The following is an 18,077-nucleotide window of genomic DNA, read 5'->3' as shown; positions in this document are numbered from 1 at the left end:
CCTGCTGGCATGATGCCGCACCCCCGCCGCGACACGTACGAGGGGTCGGTGCCGTGCCGTCCCTACCGGCCGAGCGCCTCGTCGAGGAACAGCAGCATCGTGCCGAGCAGCAGCCGGCGCGAGTCCGCGCGCCGGTACTCGTGGCCCTCGCCGGGGATCGGCAGGAGCTCGACCGGCCGACCGAGCTCGCGCAGCGCCGCGACGACCTGCGTCGCCTCGCCGTACGGGACGTTGGTGTCGAGCTCGCCGTGGGCGACGAGCAGGGGGACGTCGATGTTGGCCACCTGCTGCATCGGCGACAGCGCGCGCAGCAGCGCCCAGTCGCGCTCCGGGTCGCCGTACTTGGTCACCGCCGCGGCCGCGATCCACGGCTCGGTGTCGCGGTAGAAGGTGTGCAGGTCCGACATCCCGCAGATGTCGACGCCGGCGGCGAAGACCCCGGGCACGAAGGCGAGCATGGCCAGGGTGAGGTAGCCGCCGTACGAGCGTCCCGTCACGGCGACGCGACCCGGCTCGGCGACCCCGAGCCGGACGAGGAACTCCTCGCACGCGAGCACGTCGTCGAACGCGTCGCGCCGGCCGCGGACGTCGTCGGCGTGCACGAACGCGCGGCCGAAGCCGGACGAGCCGCGGACGTTCGGGGCGAACACGGCGATGCCGGCCGCGGCCATGGCCTGGTGCTGGGGGCTGAAGGTCGGACGTTCCTGGGCCTCGGGCCCGCCGTGCAGGCTGAGCATCGCCGGGCCGGGGCCGACCGAGCCCGGCGGGCGGTAGAGCCAGCCGGTCAGCGGCAGCCCGTCGCGCCCGTGCAGGAACTCCAGCGTCGGCGTGACCAGCCGGTGCGTCGAGCGGGGCGGGGTCGCCGTCGCGAGCGACCACGTCCGCGTCGCGACGTCGAGGCGCCACAGCTCGCGCGGCCGCTCGGGTCCCTCGACGGCCATGAGCGCCGTCGAACCGTCGCGGCTCAGCAGCATCCCGGTGACGACCGAGCCGGGTACGCCGTCGACGACCTCGGCCTGACCGGTCCAGGCGTCGACGAGCTCGAGCTCCGACCGGCCGCCGGCCACGTTCCAGACGAGCAGCAGCGTGTGCCCGGCGTCGTCGGCGTCCAGGCCCTCGAGCTCGGCGTCGGGTCGCGGGGCGAGCACGCCCGACTGCCCGCGCCAGCCGGCCGGGCCGAGCGGAATGGCCACGAGCTGACGGCGGGGGAGCCCGGCGTCGGTCGCCAGGTAGGCGATGAGCGGCTGCAGCGCGGCGGGGTGGTCGGGCGGGAGCGGGTCGCCGGGCGGGGCCGGCCGGACGATCGCCCGGTCGGTCGAGCCGGTCGCGGGGTAGGGGAGCAGCGGGTGGTCGGCGTCGGCGACCCGGTCGACCACGACGCAGAACTGCCGGCCCCGCTGGCCGTCCTTGAGCACGACGAAGTCCTCGTCCTCCGAGAGGTCGAGCACGCTGATCAGCTCGCCGCTGGCCAGCGCGTACATCTCGCCGTTCGCGGGGTCGACCAGGTAGGCCCGCGTCGGCTCGCCGGCGTGCTCGGCGGGGATCGACAGGCTGAGCCGGTGCCCGCTGCGGGTCCACGGCCCGAGCTCGGCGTGCACGGTCTCCGACCCCGCGACCCGGCGCGCGTCGGTTCCGTCCGGGCGGACGACCCAGACCTGCGTCTTGACGCCGCCACCGGTGGCGACGGCGACGGCGAGCCATCCGCCGTCGGCCGACCAGCTCACCGACACCACGGGGTCCTCGGAGAGCTCGACCAGCCGGGCCTCGGGCGGGGCGCTCTCGCCCGAGTCGGACGGGGGGAGGTCCTGCACCCACAGGCGCGGGCTGCCGGTGCGGTCGCTCACGAAGGCGATCTGCGTGCAGTCCGACGAGAGGGTCGGCGCCCAGCTGCCCCAGGCGTCGGTCAGCTCGTCACCCAGGCGTACGGCGTCGGCCAGGGACGGCGAGGGCGGCCGGCGGGCGGGCGCGACGGGGTGCCTGGCGACGTCGGCCAGGTCCTGGAACCCCTCCATCAGCCCACCCCGTGGTGCTGCAGCCACATCTCCAGCAGGCCGAGCTGCCACAGCGCGTTGGAGCCGAGCTGCGTCCGCGTCCGGTTGGGGTCGGCCAGGAGCGCCTGCACGGCAGCATCGGAGAACAACCCCCGGCGCCGCGCAGCCGGATCGGTCAGGGCGTCGCGCACCTTGGCCAGCATCGGGCCCTGCAGCTGCCGGATCCCCGGCACCGGGAAGTAGCCCTTGGTCCGGTCGATGACCTCGTCCGGCACGATGCCGCGGGCCGCGCACTTGAGCACGCCCTTGCCGCCGTCGGCCAGCTTGAGCGCCGGCGGGATGCGGCCGGCAAGCTCGACCAGCTCGTGGTCCAGGAACGGGACCCGCGCCTCGAGGCCCCAGGCCATGGTCATGTTGTCGACGCGCTTGACCGGGTCGTCGACCAGCATCACCGTCGTGTCGCTGCGCAGGGCGGCGTCCACGGCGGTCTCCGCCCCCGGCTCGGCGAACCGTGCGGCGACGAACTCGCTCGGTGCGTCGTGGTCGATCAGCCACTCCGGCGAGACGAGCCCGGACATGGCCGACCAGCGCCGGTCGAAGAACACCCCCGCGTACGCCTCCGCCGCGTCCTCGCGCGCGACCCCGGCCAGCGGCGGGTACCAGTCGTAGCCACCCAGCACCTCGTCGGCGCCCTGCCCGGACTGCACGACCTTGACGCTCTGGGCGACGTCCTCGCTGAGGAGGAAGAAGGCCACGCAGTCGTGGCTGACCATCGGCTCGCTCATCGCCGCGATCGCCGCGTCGACGCCCGGGAGCAGGCGTGAGTCGTCGATCGCGATGCGGTGGTGGTCGGTGCCGAAGCGCTGCGCGACGAGGGTGGAGTACTCGAACTCGTCGCCGCGCTCCCCGCCGCTCGACTCGAAGCCGATGCTGAACGTCTTGAGGTCGCGCTGGCCCGCCTCGGCGAGCAGGGCGACGACGAGCGAGGAGTCGATGCCGCCCGACAGCAGCACCCCGACCGGCACGTCGGCGACCATCCGCCGGTCGACGGCGATTCGGAGCTTCTCCAGGAGCGCCTCCTGCCAGTCGCGCTCGCTCCAGCCGGCCTGCTCGGCGTCGCGGGTGAAGGCGGGCGACCAGTACGTGCGCTCGGTCCAGGTCCCGTCGGGCTCGACCACCCGTACGGTCGCGGGCGGGAGCTTCTTGATCCCGTTCAGGATCGTCCGCGGCGGCGGCACGATGCTGTGGAACGTCATGTAGCAGGCCAGCGCGACCGGGTCGAGCGACGTGTCCGTGCCGCCGCCCTTCAGCAGCGCGGGCAGGGACGACGCGAAGCGCAGCCGCGAGGCGGTCTGGTCGAGGTAGAGCGGCTTGATGCCGAGCCGGTCGCGGGCCAGCACCAGCCGGCCGGTCGCGTGCTCGGCGACCGCGAAGGCGAACATCCCCAGGAAGTGGTCGACGCACGCCGTGCCCCACTGCGCGTACGCCTTGCCGATCACCTCGGTGTCGGAGGTGGAGAAGAAGCGGTGCCCGTGGCCCTCGAGCTCGGCGCGCAGGTCCTGGTAGTTGTAGATGCAGCCGTTGAACGCCACGGTCAGGCCGAGCGGGGAGTCGACCATCGGCTGGCCCCCGGCGGCACTGAGGTCGATGATCGACAGCCGCCGGTGCCCGAGGGCGACCGGCCCGCGCGCCCACAGGCCGGAGCCGTCCGGGCCGCGGTGCGCCATCGCCTCGGTGATGCGCGAGCAGGCCTGCACCTCCGCGTCGCGTCCGTCGAACCGGATCTCACCGGCGAGTCCGCACATCAGGAGGCTCCTTCTTCGTCGAGGTCTCGGTCGACGTCCCCGACGATCCACGTGTCCTTGGCCCCGCCGCCGCGCGAGGAGTTCACCACCAGCGAGCCCTCCGGGGCCATCCGGGTCAGCCCCAGGCTGCCGAGGCGGACGTCGTCGGGACCCGTGCCGGTGACGTACGCGAAGACGCGCAGGTCGACGTGGCGCGGCTGCAGCAGGCTGCCGGTCAGCGTCGGGTGCGACGAGAGGGCGACGACCTCCTGCGCGACCCAGCCGGCCGGGTGGGCGGCGATCTCGGCCCGGCGCTCGGCCACCTCGGCCGCCGACGCGTCCGGGCCGATCAGCACGCCCGCCCCGCCGTGGCCGTCGACCGGCTTGGTGACCAGCTCGCCCACGCGGTCGAGGACCATCCGGTACTCCGACGCCTCGCTGGTGCGGTAGGTCGGCACCGACTCCAGCGTCGGGTGCTCGTCGAGGTAGTAGCCGATCAGCTCGGGGACGTAGCAGTACATGGCCTTGTCGTCGGCCACGCCGTTGCCGGGGGCGTTCGCGAGGAGCACGCCACAGGCCTCCGCGACCGCGAACACCTCGGCCCCCACCGGTCGCCCCTCGGCGTCCACGAGGTCCACGAGCTCGACGTCCAGGCGGAGGTAGAGGGCGTCGAGGCGCTCGCCGCTCGCCCGGTGGCGCACCTCACCGTCCGCGACGACGAGGTCGTCGGCCTGCACGAGGACGAGGTCGGCGCGCTCGGCGAGCAGCTGGTGCTCGAACCACGCGGAGCTGGCGGGACCGCTCGTGAGCAGGGCCGCGATGCCGTCGTCGCGACCGCCGAGGACGGTCGAGCGCAGGAGCGGCATCGCCGCGCCCGGGTCGAGCAGGCCGTCGGGGCGGGGCAGGTCCGGCATGACGTCGTCGAGCAGGTCGCGGATCGCCAGGGCGTAGCCGGCGCCGGACGGGTTGCGGACGTTGTCCTCCAGCACTCGCCAGCCGCCGAACTCGTTGCGGACCAGGTCGAAGCCCATCACGGGGGCGCGGACGACGTCGGCCGGCAGCCGGCCCGCCTCCGCACGCCAGCCCGGCGAGCCCTCGACGAGCTCCGGCGTGAGCAGGCCGTCGCGCAGGATGCGCTGCTCGCCGTAGACGTCGCGCAGGAACGATTCGATCGCGCGGGCGCGCTGGGCCAGCCCCCGGGCGAGGTCCGCCCACTCGTGCGGCGACACGATCCGCGGCATCAGGTCGACGCTGAAGAGCTGCTTGGTGCCCTCGACCCCGAAGGTGACCTCGTGCTCGGCGACCCACGCGTCCCGGGCCCGGGCGCGCTCGTCGATGCGGTCGGCGTCGAGGTCGCGGAACACCTCGACCAGGTCCTCGTACGCCGGGCGCGGGCGTCGGTTGGAGCTCACGGCCTCGTCGCCGGCGCGGGAACGGTAGCGGCTCAGCTCCGGCGCCGCCGGCCGGGGACCGCCGGCCGGGCCGCGGGTCTCGGCCACCACCAGCTCCATCACGTCGTCCAGCCGCCCCCGCTCGGCGTACGCGGCCCGCTGCCGGTCGGCGGAGTTGCCCCGGGCGAGCGCGGACTCGGCGAGCCAGCGCACCTCGTCGTAGTCGCCCAGCTCGGTGAGCGGACCCTCCAGCCGGGCCACCATCGCCCGGACGGCGTCGGCGGCCGGGACGGGGCGCGGGTGGGGGCTGCGGTCCAGCAGGTTGCCGGACAGGCCGCCGCGCGCGGCCTGCCAGAGGGCGGCCCGGTGCATCGGCGCCGCGACCGGCTCGTGCGGGAGGCCCTCGGCGATCTCGATCTCGGCGGCGCGGACCGCGGCCCGGAAGAGCCCGGCGATGAGGATCGCGTCGTCCACGACCGGGCAGACGTCGCAGACCCGCAGCTCCAGGGTCGGCGCGTGCGAGGAGGGCCGGACGTCGAAGTAGGCCATCTTCTCGTCGGCGATGACCCCGCTCTGGATCAGGTCGGCCAGCAGCGCGTCGTACTCGGCGGCGGAGCGCAGCGGTCCGGTCGCCCCGGCGGTGGGCCAGCGCTGCCAGATGATCGTGCGGATCGAGGAGTAGCCGGTGTCCTGCTCGTTGAAGTACGGCGAGCTGGCCGACAGGGCGGTCAGCACCGGCAGGTCGCGGGCGATGCGCTGCATGATCTCGACCGCGAGGTCGCGGTCGGAGACGCCGACGTGGATCTGCAGCCCGCAGATCAGCTGCTCGTCGACGAGCATCCGGTACTGCTCCTGCATCCGGCCGTAGCGCCCGGTGGTCGTGAGCTCGAAGTCGGCGAACGCGGCGCTCGGGGCGGTGCCCACGGCCGCGATCCCGACGTTGTCCCGCGCGGCCTCGGTGACCAGCAGGCGGCGCAGCCGGAGCAGCTCGGCCCGCAGCCCGTCGAGGGTGTCGACGACGTCGGTGTTGGTCTCGACCGTCGTCCGCTGGATCTCCGCGGAGTAGTTGGCGCTCGGGAGCCGGGACAGCAGCTGCGGGGCCCGGCCGACCAGCTTCCAGCTGTCGAGGTCGACGAGGTGCAGCTCCTCCTCGGCCCCCAGCGTCAGCTCGGCGGGCACGCGGGTCCTCCGTCGACGCTCATCCACGGGACCCTAGGCCCGCCGTGTTACAGCCCGGTCAAGCCGACGGCGGGACCGGGCGCCGGGAGAAGAAGAGGAGGGCGAGCCCGACCAGGACGAGGACGGCACCGACCCAGAACCAGAACAGCACCCCGGACATCGCCGACCCCGGGAGGACGCCGAGGCCCTGACCGACCCAGAGCGCTCCGATCAGGATGGCGATCACGCCGATCACGCGGGCGGTCGTGCGGGCAGCGGTGCTTCTCATGCCGCCAGTCTGCTCGCTCGTCGGCGCGGGGTGCGCAGGCGCGCTACTCGCTGAGCTCGCTGCCCAGCAGCTGCTCGACGGCCTCCGGCTCGCCTACGAGGCGGACCCGGGCGGCCTCCGTCCGGCCGTAGGCGAGGAGCGTCAGCTCGCTGGGTCGACCCACGGCGGTGACGATCGGGGTGCCGGGCGCGGCGCGGATCGTCTCCGGCTCGCCGTCGGCCCCGACCGCACCCTCACGTTCCAGGACCACGCCGACCTTCGAGCGCCGGAACTGCGCCCGGGCCAGCAGCTTGAGCCGGCGCCAGAGCCAGCCCTCGACGTCCTCGGGCAGCTCGCGAGGCGGCTGCGGCTCGCCGCCCCCGCGCCGGACGTCCTCGTGGTGCACGAAGTACTCGATGGTGTTCGCGCCTTCGTCGACCCCCGGGATGGCGAAGACCGAGAAGCGGGCCGGGCCGTTGCGGACCTTGTCCACGAGCTCCTCGTACGGCCAGCGCGCCTTCGTCTCGGCCATCCGCCGCTCCAGGAAGCCGGCGAGCGGGCGCGCGACGATGCCCCCCGCGCCGACCGGGTCGGTCTCGCGGATCCACAGGTGCGCGGCGAGGTCGTGGGCCGTCCAGCCCTCGCACAGCGTCGGGGCCTCGGGGCCCACCTGGTCGAAGAGGTCGGCCAGCTCGGCACGCTCGGACTGGGCAAACGTCACAAGGGTGGACTGTAGTGCCGCCGGGCGGCGCGGCGTACCGCTGGAACGGCGGGGGAGACTGGCTGCCATGACGTCCTCGCCCGCCCCGTCGTCGGGGCTCGACCCCGCCATCGCCGCGCTGCTCAAGCGCGACGCCGCCGGGCTCGTGCCCGCGGTGGTCCAGGACGAGGAGTCGCGCGACGTCCTCATGGTCGGCTGGATGGACGACGAGGCGCTGCACCGCACGCTCACCACCGGACGCTCCACCTTCTACTCCCGCAGCCGCGACGAGTACTGGGTGAAGGGCGAGACGAGCGGGCACCGGCAGTGGGTCCGCGGCGTCCGGCTCGACTGCGACGGCGACACGCTGCTGCTCACCGTGCGCCAGGACGGGGCGGCCTGCCACACCGGCGACGCGACGTGCTTCGACGCCCGACCGCTGCCCGCCGTGGTCCTGGCGTGACGGCGCAGCCTGCGGAGACGGCCCAGGCGCCGCAGCCCCTGCGGACGGGACGGGCCCGCGCGGCCCGGCTGCGGACGCCCGCGCTCGGCGGCCTCGCCGTCGGCGCCGTGCTCGCGCTCGTGGCCGGCTCCCGCCCCTGGTGGCGGGCGGCGGGCGACGGGGTCTCGGTGGCGTTCACCGGGACGGAGTCCAGCGGCGGGCTCGCCCAGGCGCTCGCGCTCGTCGTGCTCGCCGGCGCCCTGCTCGCGCTGGTGCTCAAGAGCCGTGGCCGCCGCGTGCTGGGCGTGCTCCTGCTGCTGACCGGCGCGGGCGCCGTGGTCCTCGGCCTGGACCGGTCGCGCCCCGCCACGCAGGCCGTCCGCAGCCGGGTGCTCGAGGTGAGCCTGGCCGACCAGTTCGCGCTGGTCGGCACCGCCTGGCCGTACGTCTTCGCCGCCGCCGGGCTCGTGGTCGTGCTCGCGGCCGGGACCATGGCCCTCACGGCCCCGCGCTGGCCGTCCCGCACCGCGCGCTACGAGCGTCCGGCCGTCACCCCGGGCGCACCGGCGAGCCCCGCCGCGGCCGTCGCCGACGCCCGCCGTGAGGACGACCCGGCGGCGCTCTGGCGCCTCCTCGACGCGGGCGTCGACCCGACCGCGGCGGACGGCAGGCCCGTCGCCGAGCCGGGGAACCGGGCCGTCGAGGACCCCGCGGAGCAGTCCGACGAACATCCCGGCGACGAACGTTCATCCAGGAGGGCCGTTGTGCAGGAACAACCCTCCGGGGTCACAATGAACCGCCGGGTCGACACCCGGACCGACGAACCCACCTGACCCGGTGGAGCAAGGAGCAGCGTGATGGCAGCACCGTCCCGTGCAGCGGACCCGTCCGGCACGGCCCAGCGCTCCGAGATCACCGACCGGTCCGGGCAGCGCAAGAAGCCCGTCCACCACGGCCAGACGCTGGCCGCCTGGGTCGGCAGCCTGACCGCGATGGTGGCCGTGCTCATCGGCGGCTTCGCCGTCGTGTTCCAGAACTGGGTGGTCTTCGGCATCGGTGTGGCGCTGCTCGCGCTGGCCGGGGTCGCCGCCCTGGTTCTGCAGAAGATGGGGCACGGAGCCCGCTGAGGGACCGCGCCGTTCACGAGACGTAGGACTCAGGGGAAGACGTCATGGGAGTGCTCGACGACATCGTCGCCGGGGTCCGCGAGGACCTCGAGCTGCGGCAGGCCGACGTCTCGTTGGAGCGGCTGAAGGAGCGGTGCCTGCACGTCGACCCCGCGCTGGACCCGATGCCGGTGTTCCGCGGTCCGGGCGTCTCGGTCATCGCCGAGGTCAAGCGGTCGAGCCCCAGCAAGGGCGCGCTCGCGACGATCGCGGACCCGGCCGCGCTGGCGGCCCAGTACGAGGCCGGCGGGGCCGCGGTGATCTCCGTGCTCACCGAGCAGCGCCGGTTCTCCGGCACGCTCGACGACCTGGTCCGCGTCCGGGCCTCCGTGGACGTCCCCGTCCTGCGCAAGGACTTCATCGTCACCGCGTACCAGCTCTTCGAGGCCCGCGCGGCCGGGGCCGACCTCGCCCTGCTCATCGTGGCCGCGCTGAGCGACACCGAGCTGATCAGCCTGGTCGAGCGCGCCGTGTCCATCGGGCTCACGCCCCTGGTCGAGGCGCACACCGAGGACGAGGTGCGCCGCGCGGTGGACGCCGGCGCGCGGCTCATCGGGGTCAACAACCGCAGCCTGCAGACCCTCGAGGTCGACACGACGACCTTCGCACGGCTGGCCCCGCTGATCCCCGACGGCGTCGTCCGCGTCGCCGAGTCGGGCGTGCGCGGCCCGCACGACGTCATCGAGCTGGCCCGGGCCGGGGCCGACGTGGTCCTGGTCGGCGAGGCCCTGGTCACCGGCCGGGACCCGCGGACCGGCGTGGCCGACCTCGTGGCGGCGGGCGCCCACCCGGCCGTCCACCGCAGCTGACGCGCGCCCCACCACGCCCCACCGCTCCGCACCAGCACGAACCCAGCCCCACCCCTGCCACCCCGGCGAAAACGCCGCGGCCCCTTGGGTCTCCCGCCGTATCCTGCGCGGGAGCCCGCGACGAGCGGGCCGCACACGAGACGAGGTTGATCTAGTGGTCAGCGCACTGCCCGACGCCCGCGGACACTTCGAGCAGTTCGGGGGCAAGTTCGTCCCCGAGGCGCTCTGGGCCGCGCTCGCGCAGCTCGAGCAGGAGTTCCACTCCGCGATGGACGACCCCGGCTTCGGCGTGGAGCTCGCCGGCCTGCTGGCCGACTACACCGGTCGCCCGTCGCCCATCACCGTCGCGAGCCGGTTCGCCGAGCACGCGCAGCCGGCCGAGGGCCCCGCCCCGCTGATCCTGCTCAAGCGCGAGGACCTGAACCACACGGGCTCCCACAAGATCAACAACGTCCTCGGCCAGGCGCTGCTCACCAAGCGGATGGGCAAGACGCGCGTCATCGCCGAGACCGGTGCCGGCCAGCACGGCGTGGCGACGGCGACCGCGGCCGCGCTCTTCGGCCTCGAGTGCACCGTCTACATGGGCAAGGTCGACACCGAGCGGCAGGCGCTCAACGTCGCCCGGATGCGCCTGCTCGGCGCCGAGGTGATCGCGGTCGAGTCCGGGACGCAGACGCTCAAGGACGCGATGAACGAGGCGATGCGCGACTGGGTCGCCAGCGTCGACAACACGCACTACCTGATCGGCACCGTCGCCGGGCCGCACCCGTTCCCGCTGCTCGTGCGTGAGTTCCAGCGCATCATCTCGACCGAGGCGCGCGCCCAGGTGCTCTCCCGCTACGGCCGGCTGCCGGACGCCGTGGCCGCCTGCGTCGGCGGCGGCTCGAACGCGCTCGGCATCTTCGCCGACTTCATCCCTGACGCCGAGGTCGCCCTCCACGGCTACGAGGCCGGGGGCGACGGCGTCTCGACCGGACGCCACGCCGCGACCATCTCGGCCGGCTCGGTCGGCGTCCTGCACGGCATGCGCACGTACGTGCTGCAGGACTCCGACGGCCAGACCAAGGATTCGCACTCGATCTCGGCGGGTCTCGACTACCCCGGGGTCGGCCCCGAGCACTCGTGGCTCGCGTCGACGGGACGGGCGACGTACGAGCCCGTCACCGACACGGAGGCGATGGAGGCCTTCCGCCTGCTGACGCAGACCGAGGGCATCCTGCCGGCCATCGAGTCGGCGCACGGCCTGGCCGGCGCGCTCCGCCTCGGGCGCTCGTTGAAGCCTCGGGCCGACGGCGAGCCGGCGATCATCCTCGTCAACCTCTCCGGCCGGGGCGACAAGGACGTCGACACCGCGATCCAGTGGTTCAACGTCGACACCCGCGGCACGGGCTCGGAGTCCGGCCGCCCGGTCGGGACGAACCTCAGCGCCGACCCGGAGCTCGACCTGTCGTTGGACCCGAGCGGTCCGGCCAGCACCACCGCGGTCCAGCTGTGAGCGCGCCCTCGGCCGCGCAGGTCACGTTCGACCGGGGGCGTACGGGCGACGTCTTCGCCGCGACCCGCGAGCAGGGCCGTGGCGCGCTCGTCGGGTTCCTCACCGTCGGCTACCCGGACGTCCCGACCTCCCTGGCGGCGATGCGCGCGCTGACCGGCGAGGGGGAGAGCGCCGGCGTCGACCTCGTCGAGGTCGGTCTGCCCTACAGCGACCCGATGATGGACGGGGTCACGATCCAGCGCGCCGGCACCCGCGCGCTCGCCCGCGGCGTGCGGACGAGGGACGCGTTCGCGGCGGTCGAGACGGTCGCGCAGGCCGGCACGCCGGCGGTCGTCATGACCTACTGGAACCTGATCGAGCACTACGGCCCCGAGGCCTTCGCCCGCGACCTCGCCGCGGCCGGCGGCTCCGGCGCGATCACCCCCGACCTCACGCCGGACGAGGCCGCGGCCTGGTTCGAGGTCTCCGACGCGTACGGGCTCGACCGCATCTTCCTCGTCTCGCCGTCGTCCACCGACGACCGCCTCGACGCCACCGTCGCCGCCTGCCGCGGGTGGGTCTACGCGACCTCCGTGATGGGCGTCACCGGCGCGCGCGCGACGAGCTCGACCGCCGCGCCCGGCCTCGTCGAGCGCGTGCGCGCGGCGGCCGACGGCGCCATGGTCGGCGTCGGCCTCGGGGTCTCGAACGGGGTGCAGGCGCGCGAGGTGACGGAGTACGCCGACGCCGTGATCGTGGGCTCGGCCCTCGTCAAGACGCTGCTCGACGCCGAGGAGGCCGGCACCCCCGACGACCTCTCGGGTCTGCGCGCCGTGGTCGCCGACCTCGCGCAGGGCGTGGCCGGCCCCGCGGCGGCCGCGGGGACGACGACCGCGTGAGCCCGCTCGTCGGGCTGGCGCCGCTGTTCATCCCGAGCCCGAGCCAGAACGTCTGGCACCTGGGCCCGCTGCCCATCCGTGCCTACGCGCTGTGCATCATCGCGGGGATCGTCGTCGGCATGGTCATCGCGACCCGGCGGTGGCGGGCGCGGGGCGGCACCTCCGACGGGCTCGAGTCCGTGGTCGTCCTGGCCGTCCCCTTCGGGATCGTCGGGGCCCGGATCTACCACGTCATCACCGACTACGAGCTCTACTTCGGTCCCGGCCGCAACCCGGTCGACGCGCTCAAGATCTGGCAGGGCGGCCTCGGCATCTGGGGTGCCGTCGCGTTCGGCGCGCTGGGCGGTTGGCTGGTCGCCCGTCGCCGCGGGATCCGCTTCCCGGCCCTGCTCGACGCCTGCGCTCCCGGCATCGCCGTGGCCCAGGGGATCGGCCGGCTCGGCAACTGGTTCAACTCCGAGCTCTTCGGCCGTCCGACCACGCTGCCGTGGGGGCTGGAGATCGACGCGCGGTTCCGCCCGGTCGGCTTCGAGCAGTACGCGACCTTCCACCCGACGTTCCTCTACGAGCTGATCTGGGACGTCCTCGTCGCGGTCGTCGTGATCCTGCTGGACCGCCGCTTCCGGCTGGGCCACGGCAAGGTCTTCACGCTCTACGTGCTCTTCTACACGCTCGGCCGCTTCTGGATCGAGGCGCTGCGGATCGACACCGTGAACGAGATCGGCGGCTTCCGGCTGAACAACTACACCTCGGTGATCGTCTTCGTCGGCGCGGCGCTCGTGCTCGCCTGGCTGGTGAAGAACCGGCCCGGGCGCGAGACCGTGGTCGAGCGTCCGGTCCCCGTGGAGGCCGGCAGCGCCACCGAGGACGGGACCGACGCCGGCACCACCGAGGCCGACGCCGAGTCCGAGGTCGAGACCTCCACGGCGGAGAGCCCGGAGACCGAGGACGCGGTCGAGCCGGGTCGCCCGCGCGCCGAGGGCTGACCGCAGCCGGGGCCACGTCCGCGCAGCGTACGAGTCCGCGGGCACCCGGTCGGCTTCGGTACGCTAGGGCTACCTAGCACCTCGGTCGCGCCACCCCGTCGACCCAGCACGCCAGCACCGTGACGCCGACGACGCAGCGCAACCAGACGCTCGTCCAGGCCGAAACATGATCAGGATGCCCGTGTCCCTGCGTTAGCATCCTCACCGCTCCTGGCCAGCGACGTCCTGGGTGCGCCACGCTCGTGCCCCTCGTCGAGCCCTGCCCGACGCAAGACGACAGGAGTCCACCCACGTGACTCTGCTCTCCACGCCTGCCGTGCCCGCAGCCTCGTCCTTCCGCCGCCCCCAGGCCCAGGGCCTGTACGACCCGGCGCTCGACCACGACGCGTGCGGTGTCGCCTTCGTCGCCACGCTCAGCGGCGTCCCCAGCCACGCGATCGTCGAGCAGGGCCTCGAGGCCCTGCGCAACCTCGACCACCGCGGCGCGACCGGCGCGGACCCGAAGACGGGCGACGGCGCGGGCATCCTGCTGCAGGTCCCGGACCGCTTCCTGCGCTCCGAGGCGGGTTTCGACCTGCCGCCGGCCGGCTCGTACGCGGTGGGCCTCGCGTTCCTGCCCGTCGACGACGCCGCGCGCGCCGAGGCGAAGGCGGTCATCGAGCGCGTCGCCGGCGAGGAGGGCCTCAACGTCCTCGGCTGGCGCGTCGTGGCGACGGAGAGTTCGTCGCTGTCCGACCTGACGCGCGACAACATGCCCGCCTTCGAGCAGCTGTTCGTCACGGCCTCCGGCCAGCCCGTGCAGGGCCTCGCGCTGGAGCGCCTCGCCTACTGCCTGCGCCGCCGGAGCCAGAACGAGGCCGGCGTCTACTTCTCCTCGCTGTCCTGCCGCACGCTCGTCTACAAGGGCATGCTCACCACCGAGCAGCTCGAGCTGGTGTTCCCCGAGCTCGGTGACGAGCGCATGGAGAGCGCGCTGGTCGTCGTGCACTCGCGGTTCTCGACCAACACGTTCCCGTCGTGGGAGCTGGCGCACCCGTTCCGGATGATCGCCCACAACGGCGAGATCAACACGGTCAAGGGCAACCGGAACTGGATGCGGGCCCGCGAGGCGCTGCTCTCCAGCCAGCTGATCCCCGGCGACCTGGAGCGGCTGTTCCCGATCTGCACGCCCGAGGCGTCGGACTCGGCCTCGTTCGACGAGGTCGTCGAGCTGCTGCACCTCGGCGGCCGGTCGCTGCCGCACGCGATGCTGATGATGATCCCGGAGGCCTGGGAGAACAACCCGACGATGGACGCCCGTCGTCGCGACTTCTACGCCTTCCACTCCTGCCTGATGGAGCCCTGGGACGGTCCCGCCGGCGTCGTCTTCACCGACGGCACGCAGGTCGGCGCGGTCCTCGACCGCAACGGCCTGCGCCCGGGCCGCTTCTGGGTCACCGACGACGGCCTCGTCGTGCTCGCCTCCGAGGCGGGCGTCCTCGACATCCCGGCCGAGAAGATCGTGCAGAAGGGCCGGCTGCAGCCGGGCCGCATGTTCCTCGTCGACCTGGCCGAGCACCGCCTGATCTCCAACGACGAGGTCAAGGACAGCCTCGCCGCGGAGGCCCCGTACGGGGAGTGGCTGCTCGGCGGCCGCATGTCGCTGACCGACCTGCCCGAGCGCGAGCACGTCGTGCACAGCCACGCCTCGGTCACCCGTCGTCAGCAGGTCTTCGGCTACACCGAGGAGGAGCTGCGGCTGATCCTCGCGCCGATGGCGTCCGGCGGTGCCGAGCCGATCGGTTCGATGGGCACCGACACCCCGATCGCCGCCCTGAGCGAGAAGCCGCGGCTGCTGTTCGACTACTTCAGCCAGCTCTTCGCGCAGGTGACCAACCCGCCGCTCGACGCGATCCGCGAGGAGCTCGTCACCTCGCTGTTCAACACGATCGGTTCCGAGCAGAACCTGCTGGAGCCCGGCCCGGCGTCCTGCCGACGCCTGGTGCTGCCGTTCCCGGTGCTCGACAACGACAGCCTGGCCAAGATCGTCAAGATCAACCGGCACGGCGACCTACCCGGCTACGCGACGTACGTCGCCCGCGGGCTGTACGAGGTGTCCGGCGGCCACGCGGCGCTGAGCGCGGCGCTCGACCGGCTCTGCGCCGAGATCAGCCAGGCCATCGCCGACGGCGCGCGGATCATCCTGCTGTCGGACCGGCACTCCAACGCCGAGCTGGCGCCGATCCCGTCGCTGCTCTTCACCGCCGCCGTGCACCACCACCTCGTCCGCGAGAAGACCCGGACCCAGGTGGGCCTGGTCGTCGAGGCGGGCGACGTCCGCGAGGTCCACCACGTCGCGCTCCTGATCGGCTACGGCGCGGCCGCGGTCAACCCGTACCTGGCCATCGAGTCGGCGGAGGACCTCGCGCGCCGCAACGTCTACACCGAGGCCGAGCCGGAGGCCGCGGTCAAGAACGTGGTCAAGGCGCTCGGCAAGGGCGTGCTCAAGGTCATGAGCAAGATGGGCGTCTCCACGGTCGCGTCCTACACCGGGGCGCAGATCTTCGAGGCGCTCGGCCTGTCCGCCGAGGTCGTCGACCGCTACTTCACCGGCACCACCTCCAAGCTCGGCGGCGTCACGCTCGAGCAGATCGCGGAGGAGGTGCACCGGCGCCACCTGCAGGCCTACCCGGCCAACGGCATCCCGCAGGCCCACCGCACGCTGCCCGTCGGCGGGGAGTACCAGTGGCGCCGCGAGGGCGAGCCGCACCTGTTCGACCCCGAGACCGTGTTCCGGCTGCAGCACAGCACCCGGACCGGGCGCTACGACATCTTCAAGCAGTACACGTCGCACATCGACTCCCAGGCCGAGCGGCTGATGACGCTGCGCGGGCTGCTCAAGATCAGCCCCGACCGCCCCTCGATCCCGATCGAGGACGTCGAGCCGGTCAGCGCGATCGTCAAGCGCTTCTCGACCGGGGCGATGTCGTACGGGTCGATCAGCCTCGAGGCGCACCAGACGCTGGCCATCGCGATGAACCGCCTCGGCGGCAAGTCCAACACCGGTGAGGGCGGCGAGGACACCGACCGCCTGCACGACCCGGAGCGACGCAGCGCGATCAAGCAGGTCGCGTCGGGCCGGTTCGGCGTGACCAGCGACTACCTGACCAACGCGAGCGACATCCAGATCAAGATGGCGCAGGGCGCGAAGCCCGGCGAGGGCGGCCAGCTGCCCGGCCAGAAGGTCTACCCGTGGGTCGCCAAGACGCGGCACTCGACGCCGGGCGTCGGCCTCATCTCGCCGCCGCCGCACCACGACATCTACTCCATCGAAGACCTCAAGCAGCTCATCCACGACCTCAAGTGCGCCAACCCGAGCGCACGCGTCCACGTCAAGCTCGTGGCCGAGGTCGGCGTCGGCACGGTGGCGGCCGGGGTGAGCAAGGCCAAGGCCGACGTGGTGCTGATCTCCGGCCACGACGGCGGCACGGGGGCGGCCCCGCTGACCTCGCTCAAGCACGCGGGCGGTCCCTGGGAGCTCGGCCTGGCCGAGACCCAGCAGACGCTGCTCGTCAACGGGCTGCGCGACCGCATCGTCGTGCAGGTCGACGGCCAGCTCAAGACCGGCCGCGACGTGATCATCGGCGCCCTGCTCGGGGCCGAGGAGTTCGGCTTCGCCACGGCGCCGCTGGTGGTGAGCGGCTGCATCATGATGCGGGTCTGCCACCTCGACACCTGCCCGGTGGGCGTCGCCACGCAGAACGCCGAGCTGCGCCAGAAGTTCTCCGGCAAGCCCGAGTTCGTCGTGAACTTCTTCGAGTTCATCGCCGAGGAGGTGCGCGAGCACCTGGCGGCGCTGGGGTTCCGCACGCTGGCCGAGGCCGTGGGCCACGTCGAGCTGCTCGACTCCACGATCGCCGAGACCCACTGGAAGGCGCACGGGCTCGACCTGGCGCCGATGCTGCACCGCCCGGAGCTGCCCGAGGGCGCGCCGCTGCACAACGTGACGAAGCAGGACCACGGTCTGGACGCCAAGCTCGACCAGCGCCTGATCGAGATCTGCCGACCTGCGCTCGAGTCCGGCGAGGCCGTCCGCGCGTCGCTGCCGGTCCGGAACATCGACCGGACGGTCGGCACGATCCTCGGCCACGAGGTCACCAAGGCGACCAACGGCGAGGGCCTGCCGGACGGCACGATCGACCTGACGTTCACCGGGTCGGCGGGGCAGAGCTTCGGCGCGTTCCTGCCGGCGGGGATCACGCTGCGCCTCGAGGGCGACAGCAACGACTACCTCGGCAAGGGGTTGTCGGGCGGTCGGCTCGTGCTGCGGCCGAACCGGGCCTCGACCTTCGTGGCCAGCGAGAACATCATCGCGGGCAACGTCATCGGCTACGGCGCCACCGGCGGCGAGATCTTCATCGCCGGACAGGTGGGCGAGCGGTTCTGCGTCCGCAACTCGGGCGCCACCGCCGTCGTCGAAGGCCTCGGCGACCACGGGTGCGAGTACATGACCGGAGGCGTGGCCGTCGTCCTCGGGCGTACGGGCCGCAACGTCGCCGCCGGCATGTCGGGCGGCATCGCCTACCTGCTCGACCTCGACGAGTCGCTGCTCAACACCGAGATGGTCGACGCGATCGAGCCCGGCGAGGCCGACCTGGAGCTGCTGCAGGGCCTGGTCAAGCGCCACCTCGAGGAGACGGGTTCCGTCGTCGCCGAGGGCCTGCTGAACGACTGGGCCTTCGCCTCGACCCGCTTCACCAAGGTGCTCCCGCGGGAGTACGCCAAGGTCGTCGCCGCCCGCGAGGCCGCGGAGTCGGAAGGTCTCGACGAGGCCGCCACGACGCTGCGGATGATGGAGGCGGTGAAGCGGTGATCGGGATCGTCGCTCATCCCTCGGGTCGGGTTCGCGGGTGCCCGGGCCACGAGCCGGTCGTCGCAACCATCCGCCCTCCGCAGGCTCCGGGCTCCCGCCAGACCCATCCACGCTCCGACCGGCTCGTACCCCGGGCACCCGCTCGGGCTGCGGGTCC

The 18,077-nt window shown here is 73.4% G+C and carries 12 protein-coding genes and 1 pseudogene; 8 read left to right on the top strand and 5 right to left on the bottom strand.

All coding sequences use genetic code 11. From position 1 onward, the window contains the following. Positions 1-62: 62 nt before the first annotated feature. Genes FHX39_RS11550 through FHX39_RS11530 form a run of 5 tightly spaced genes read right to left on the bottom strand, consistent with a single transcriptional unit; the run spans position 63 to position 7,313 of the window. Complete coding sequence (locus FHX39_RS11550; protein WP_183338567.1) at positions 63-2,012, bottom strand: S9 family peptidase; 1,950 nt, start codon at positions 2,010-2,012, stop codon at positions 63-65. After that, positions 2,012-3,796, bottom strand: coding sequence for an N-acetylglutaminylglutamine amidotransferase (locus tag FHX39_RS11545; RefSeq protein WP_183338565.1), 1,785 nt, complete (start codon positions 3,794-3,796; stop codon positions 2,012-2,014). The genes FHX39_RS11550 and FHX39_RS11545 overlap by 1 nt, the downstream gene beginning before the upstream one ends. Continuing rightward, positions 3,796-6,345 (bottom strand): glutamate--cysteine ligase, encoded by a 2,550-nt coding sequence (locus tag FHX39_RS11540; RefSeq protein ID WP_198423365.1) that lies wholly within the window; start codon positions 6,343-6,345, stop codon positions 3,796-3,798. Before FHX39_RS11540 ends, FHX39_RS11545 begins: the two co-directional genes overlap by 1 nt. Before the next feature lie 58 nt (positions 6,346-6,403). Next, the gene (locus FHX39_RS11535) at positions 6,404-6,613 is read right to left on the bottom strand and encodes a hypothetical protein (protein WP_183338563.1); all 210 of its coding nucleotides are present in this window, start codon (positions 6,611-6,613) and stop codon (positions 6,404-6,406) included. Between the two features lie 43 nt (positions 6,614-6,656). After that, positions 6,657-7,313: a TIGR03085 family metal-binding protein gene (locus tag FHX39_RS11530; RefSeq protein ID WP_198423364.1), complete on the bottom strand. Its 657-nt coding sequence runs from the start codon at positions 7,311-7,313 to the stop codon at positions 6,657-6,659. A gap of 67 nt (positions 7,314-7,380) precedes the next feature. Between FHX39_RS11530 and hisI the strand changes: the two genes are divergently transcribed. From hisI to gltB, 8 genes and pseudogenes are all read left to right on the top strand, one after another. Beyond that, complete coding sequence (gene hisI, locus FHX39_RS11525) at positions 7,381-7,755, top strand: phosphoribosyl-AMP cyclohydrolase (protein WP_183338559.1); 375 nt, start codon at positions 7,381-7,383, stop codon at positions 7,753-7,755. After that, positions 7,752-8,567: a Trp biosynthesis-associated membrane protein gene (locus tag FHX39_RS11520; protein ID WP_183338558.1), complete on the top strand. Its 816-nt coding sequence runs from the start codon at positions 7,752-7,754 to the stop codon at positions 8,565-8,567. Before hisI ends, FHX39_RS11520 begins: the two co-directional genes overlap by 4 nt. 24 nt (positions 8,568-8,591) lie before the next feature. Then, a complete protein-coding gene (locus tag FHX39_RS11515) occupies positions 8,592-8,861 on the top strand; it encodes an HGxxPAAW family protein (protein ID WP_183338556.1) in 270 nt (89 codons plus the stop codon). A 44-nt stretch (positions 8,862-8,905) separates the two neighbouring features. Then, on the top strand, positions 8,906-9,709 hold the full coding sequence (trpC, locus tag FHX39_RS11510; RefSeq protein WP_183338554.1) for an indole-3-glycerol phosphate synthase TrpC: 804 nt from the start codon (positions 8,906-8,908) through the stop codon (positions 9,707-9,709). 154 nt (positions 9,710-9,863) lie between these two features. Then, positions 9,864-11,084 (top strand): annotated as a pseudogene (gene trpB / locus FHX39_RS11505) (tryptophan synthase subunit beta); the annotation flags it as partial. Positions 11,085-11,200: 116 nt separating this feature from the next. Then, positions 11,201-12,082, top strand: a complete 882-nt coding sequence (gene trpA / locus FHX39_RS11500) for a tryptophan synthase subunit alpha (RefSeq protein WP_183338550.1) — start codon at positions 11,201-11,203, stop codon at positions 12,080-12,082. Beyond that, positions 12,079-13,068 carry a prolipoprotein diacylglyceryl transferase gene (gene lgt, locus FHX39_RS11495; protein WP_332836790.1) on the top strand — a complete coding sequence of 330 codons (990 nt, stop codon included), beginning with the start codon at positions 12,079-12,081 and terminating at the stop codon, positions 13,066-13,068. Before trpA ends, lgt begins: the two co-directional genes overlap by 4 nt. Before the next feature lie 316 nt (positions 13,069-13,384). Next, a complete protein-coding gene (gene gltB, locus FHX39_RS11490) occupies positions 13,385-17,920 on the top strand; it encodes a glutamate synthase large subunit (protein ID WP_183341298.1) in 4,536 nt (1,511 codons plus the stop codon). Positions 17,921-18,077: the final 157 nt, after the last annotated feature.

The organism is Microlunatus antarcticus (genome assembly GCF_014193425.1).
GTDB classification, from domain to species: Bacteria; Actinomycetota; Actinomycetes; order Propionibacteriales; family Propionibacteriaceae; genus Microlunatus; species Microlunatus antarcticus.
The sequence above is the reverse complement of the archived record's forward strand: the minus strand, read 5'-3'. Positions and strand labels throughout refer to the sequence as shown.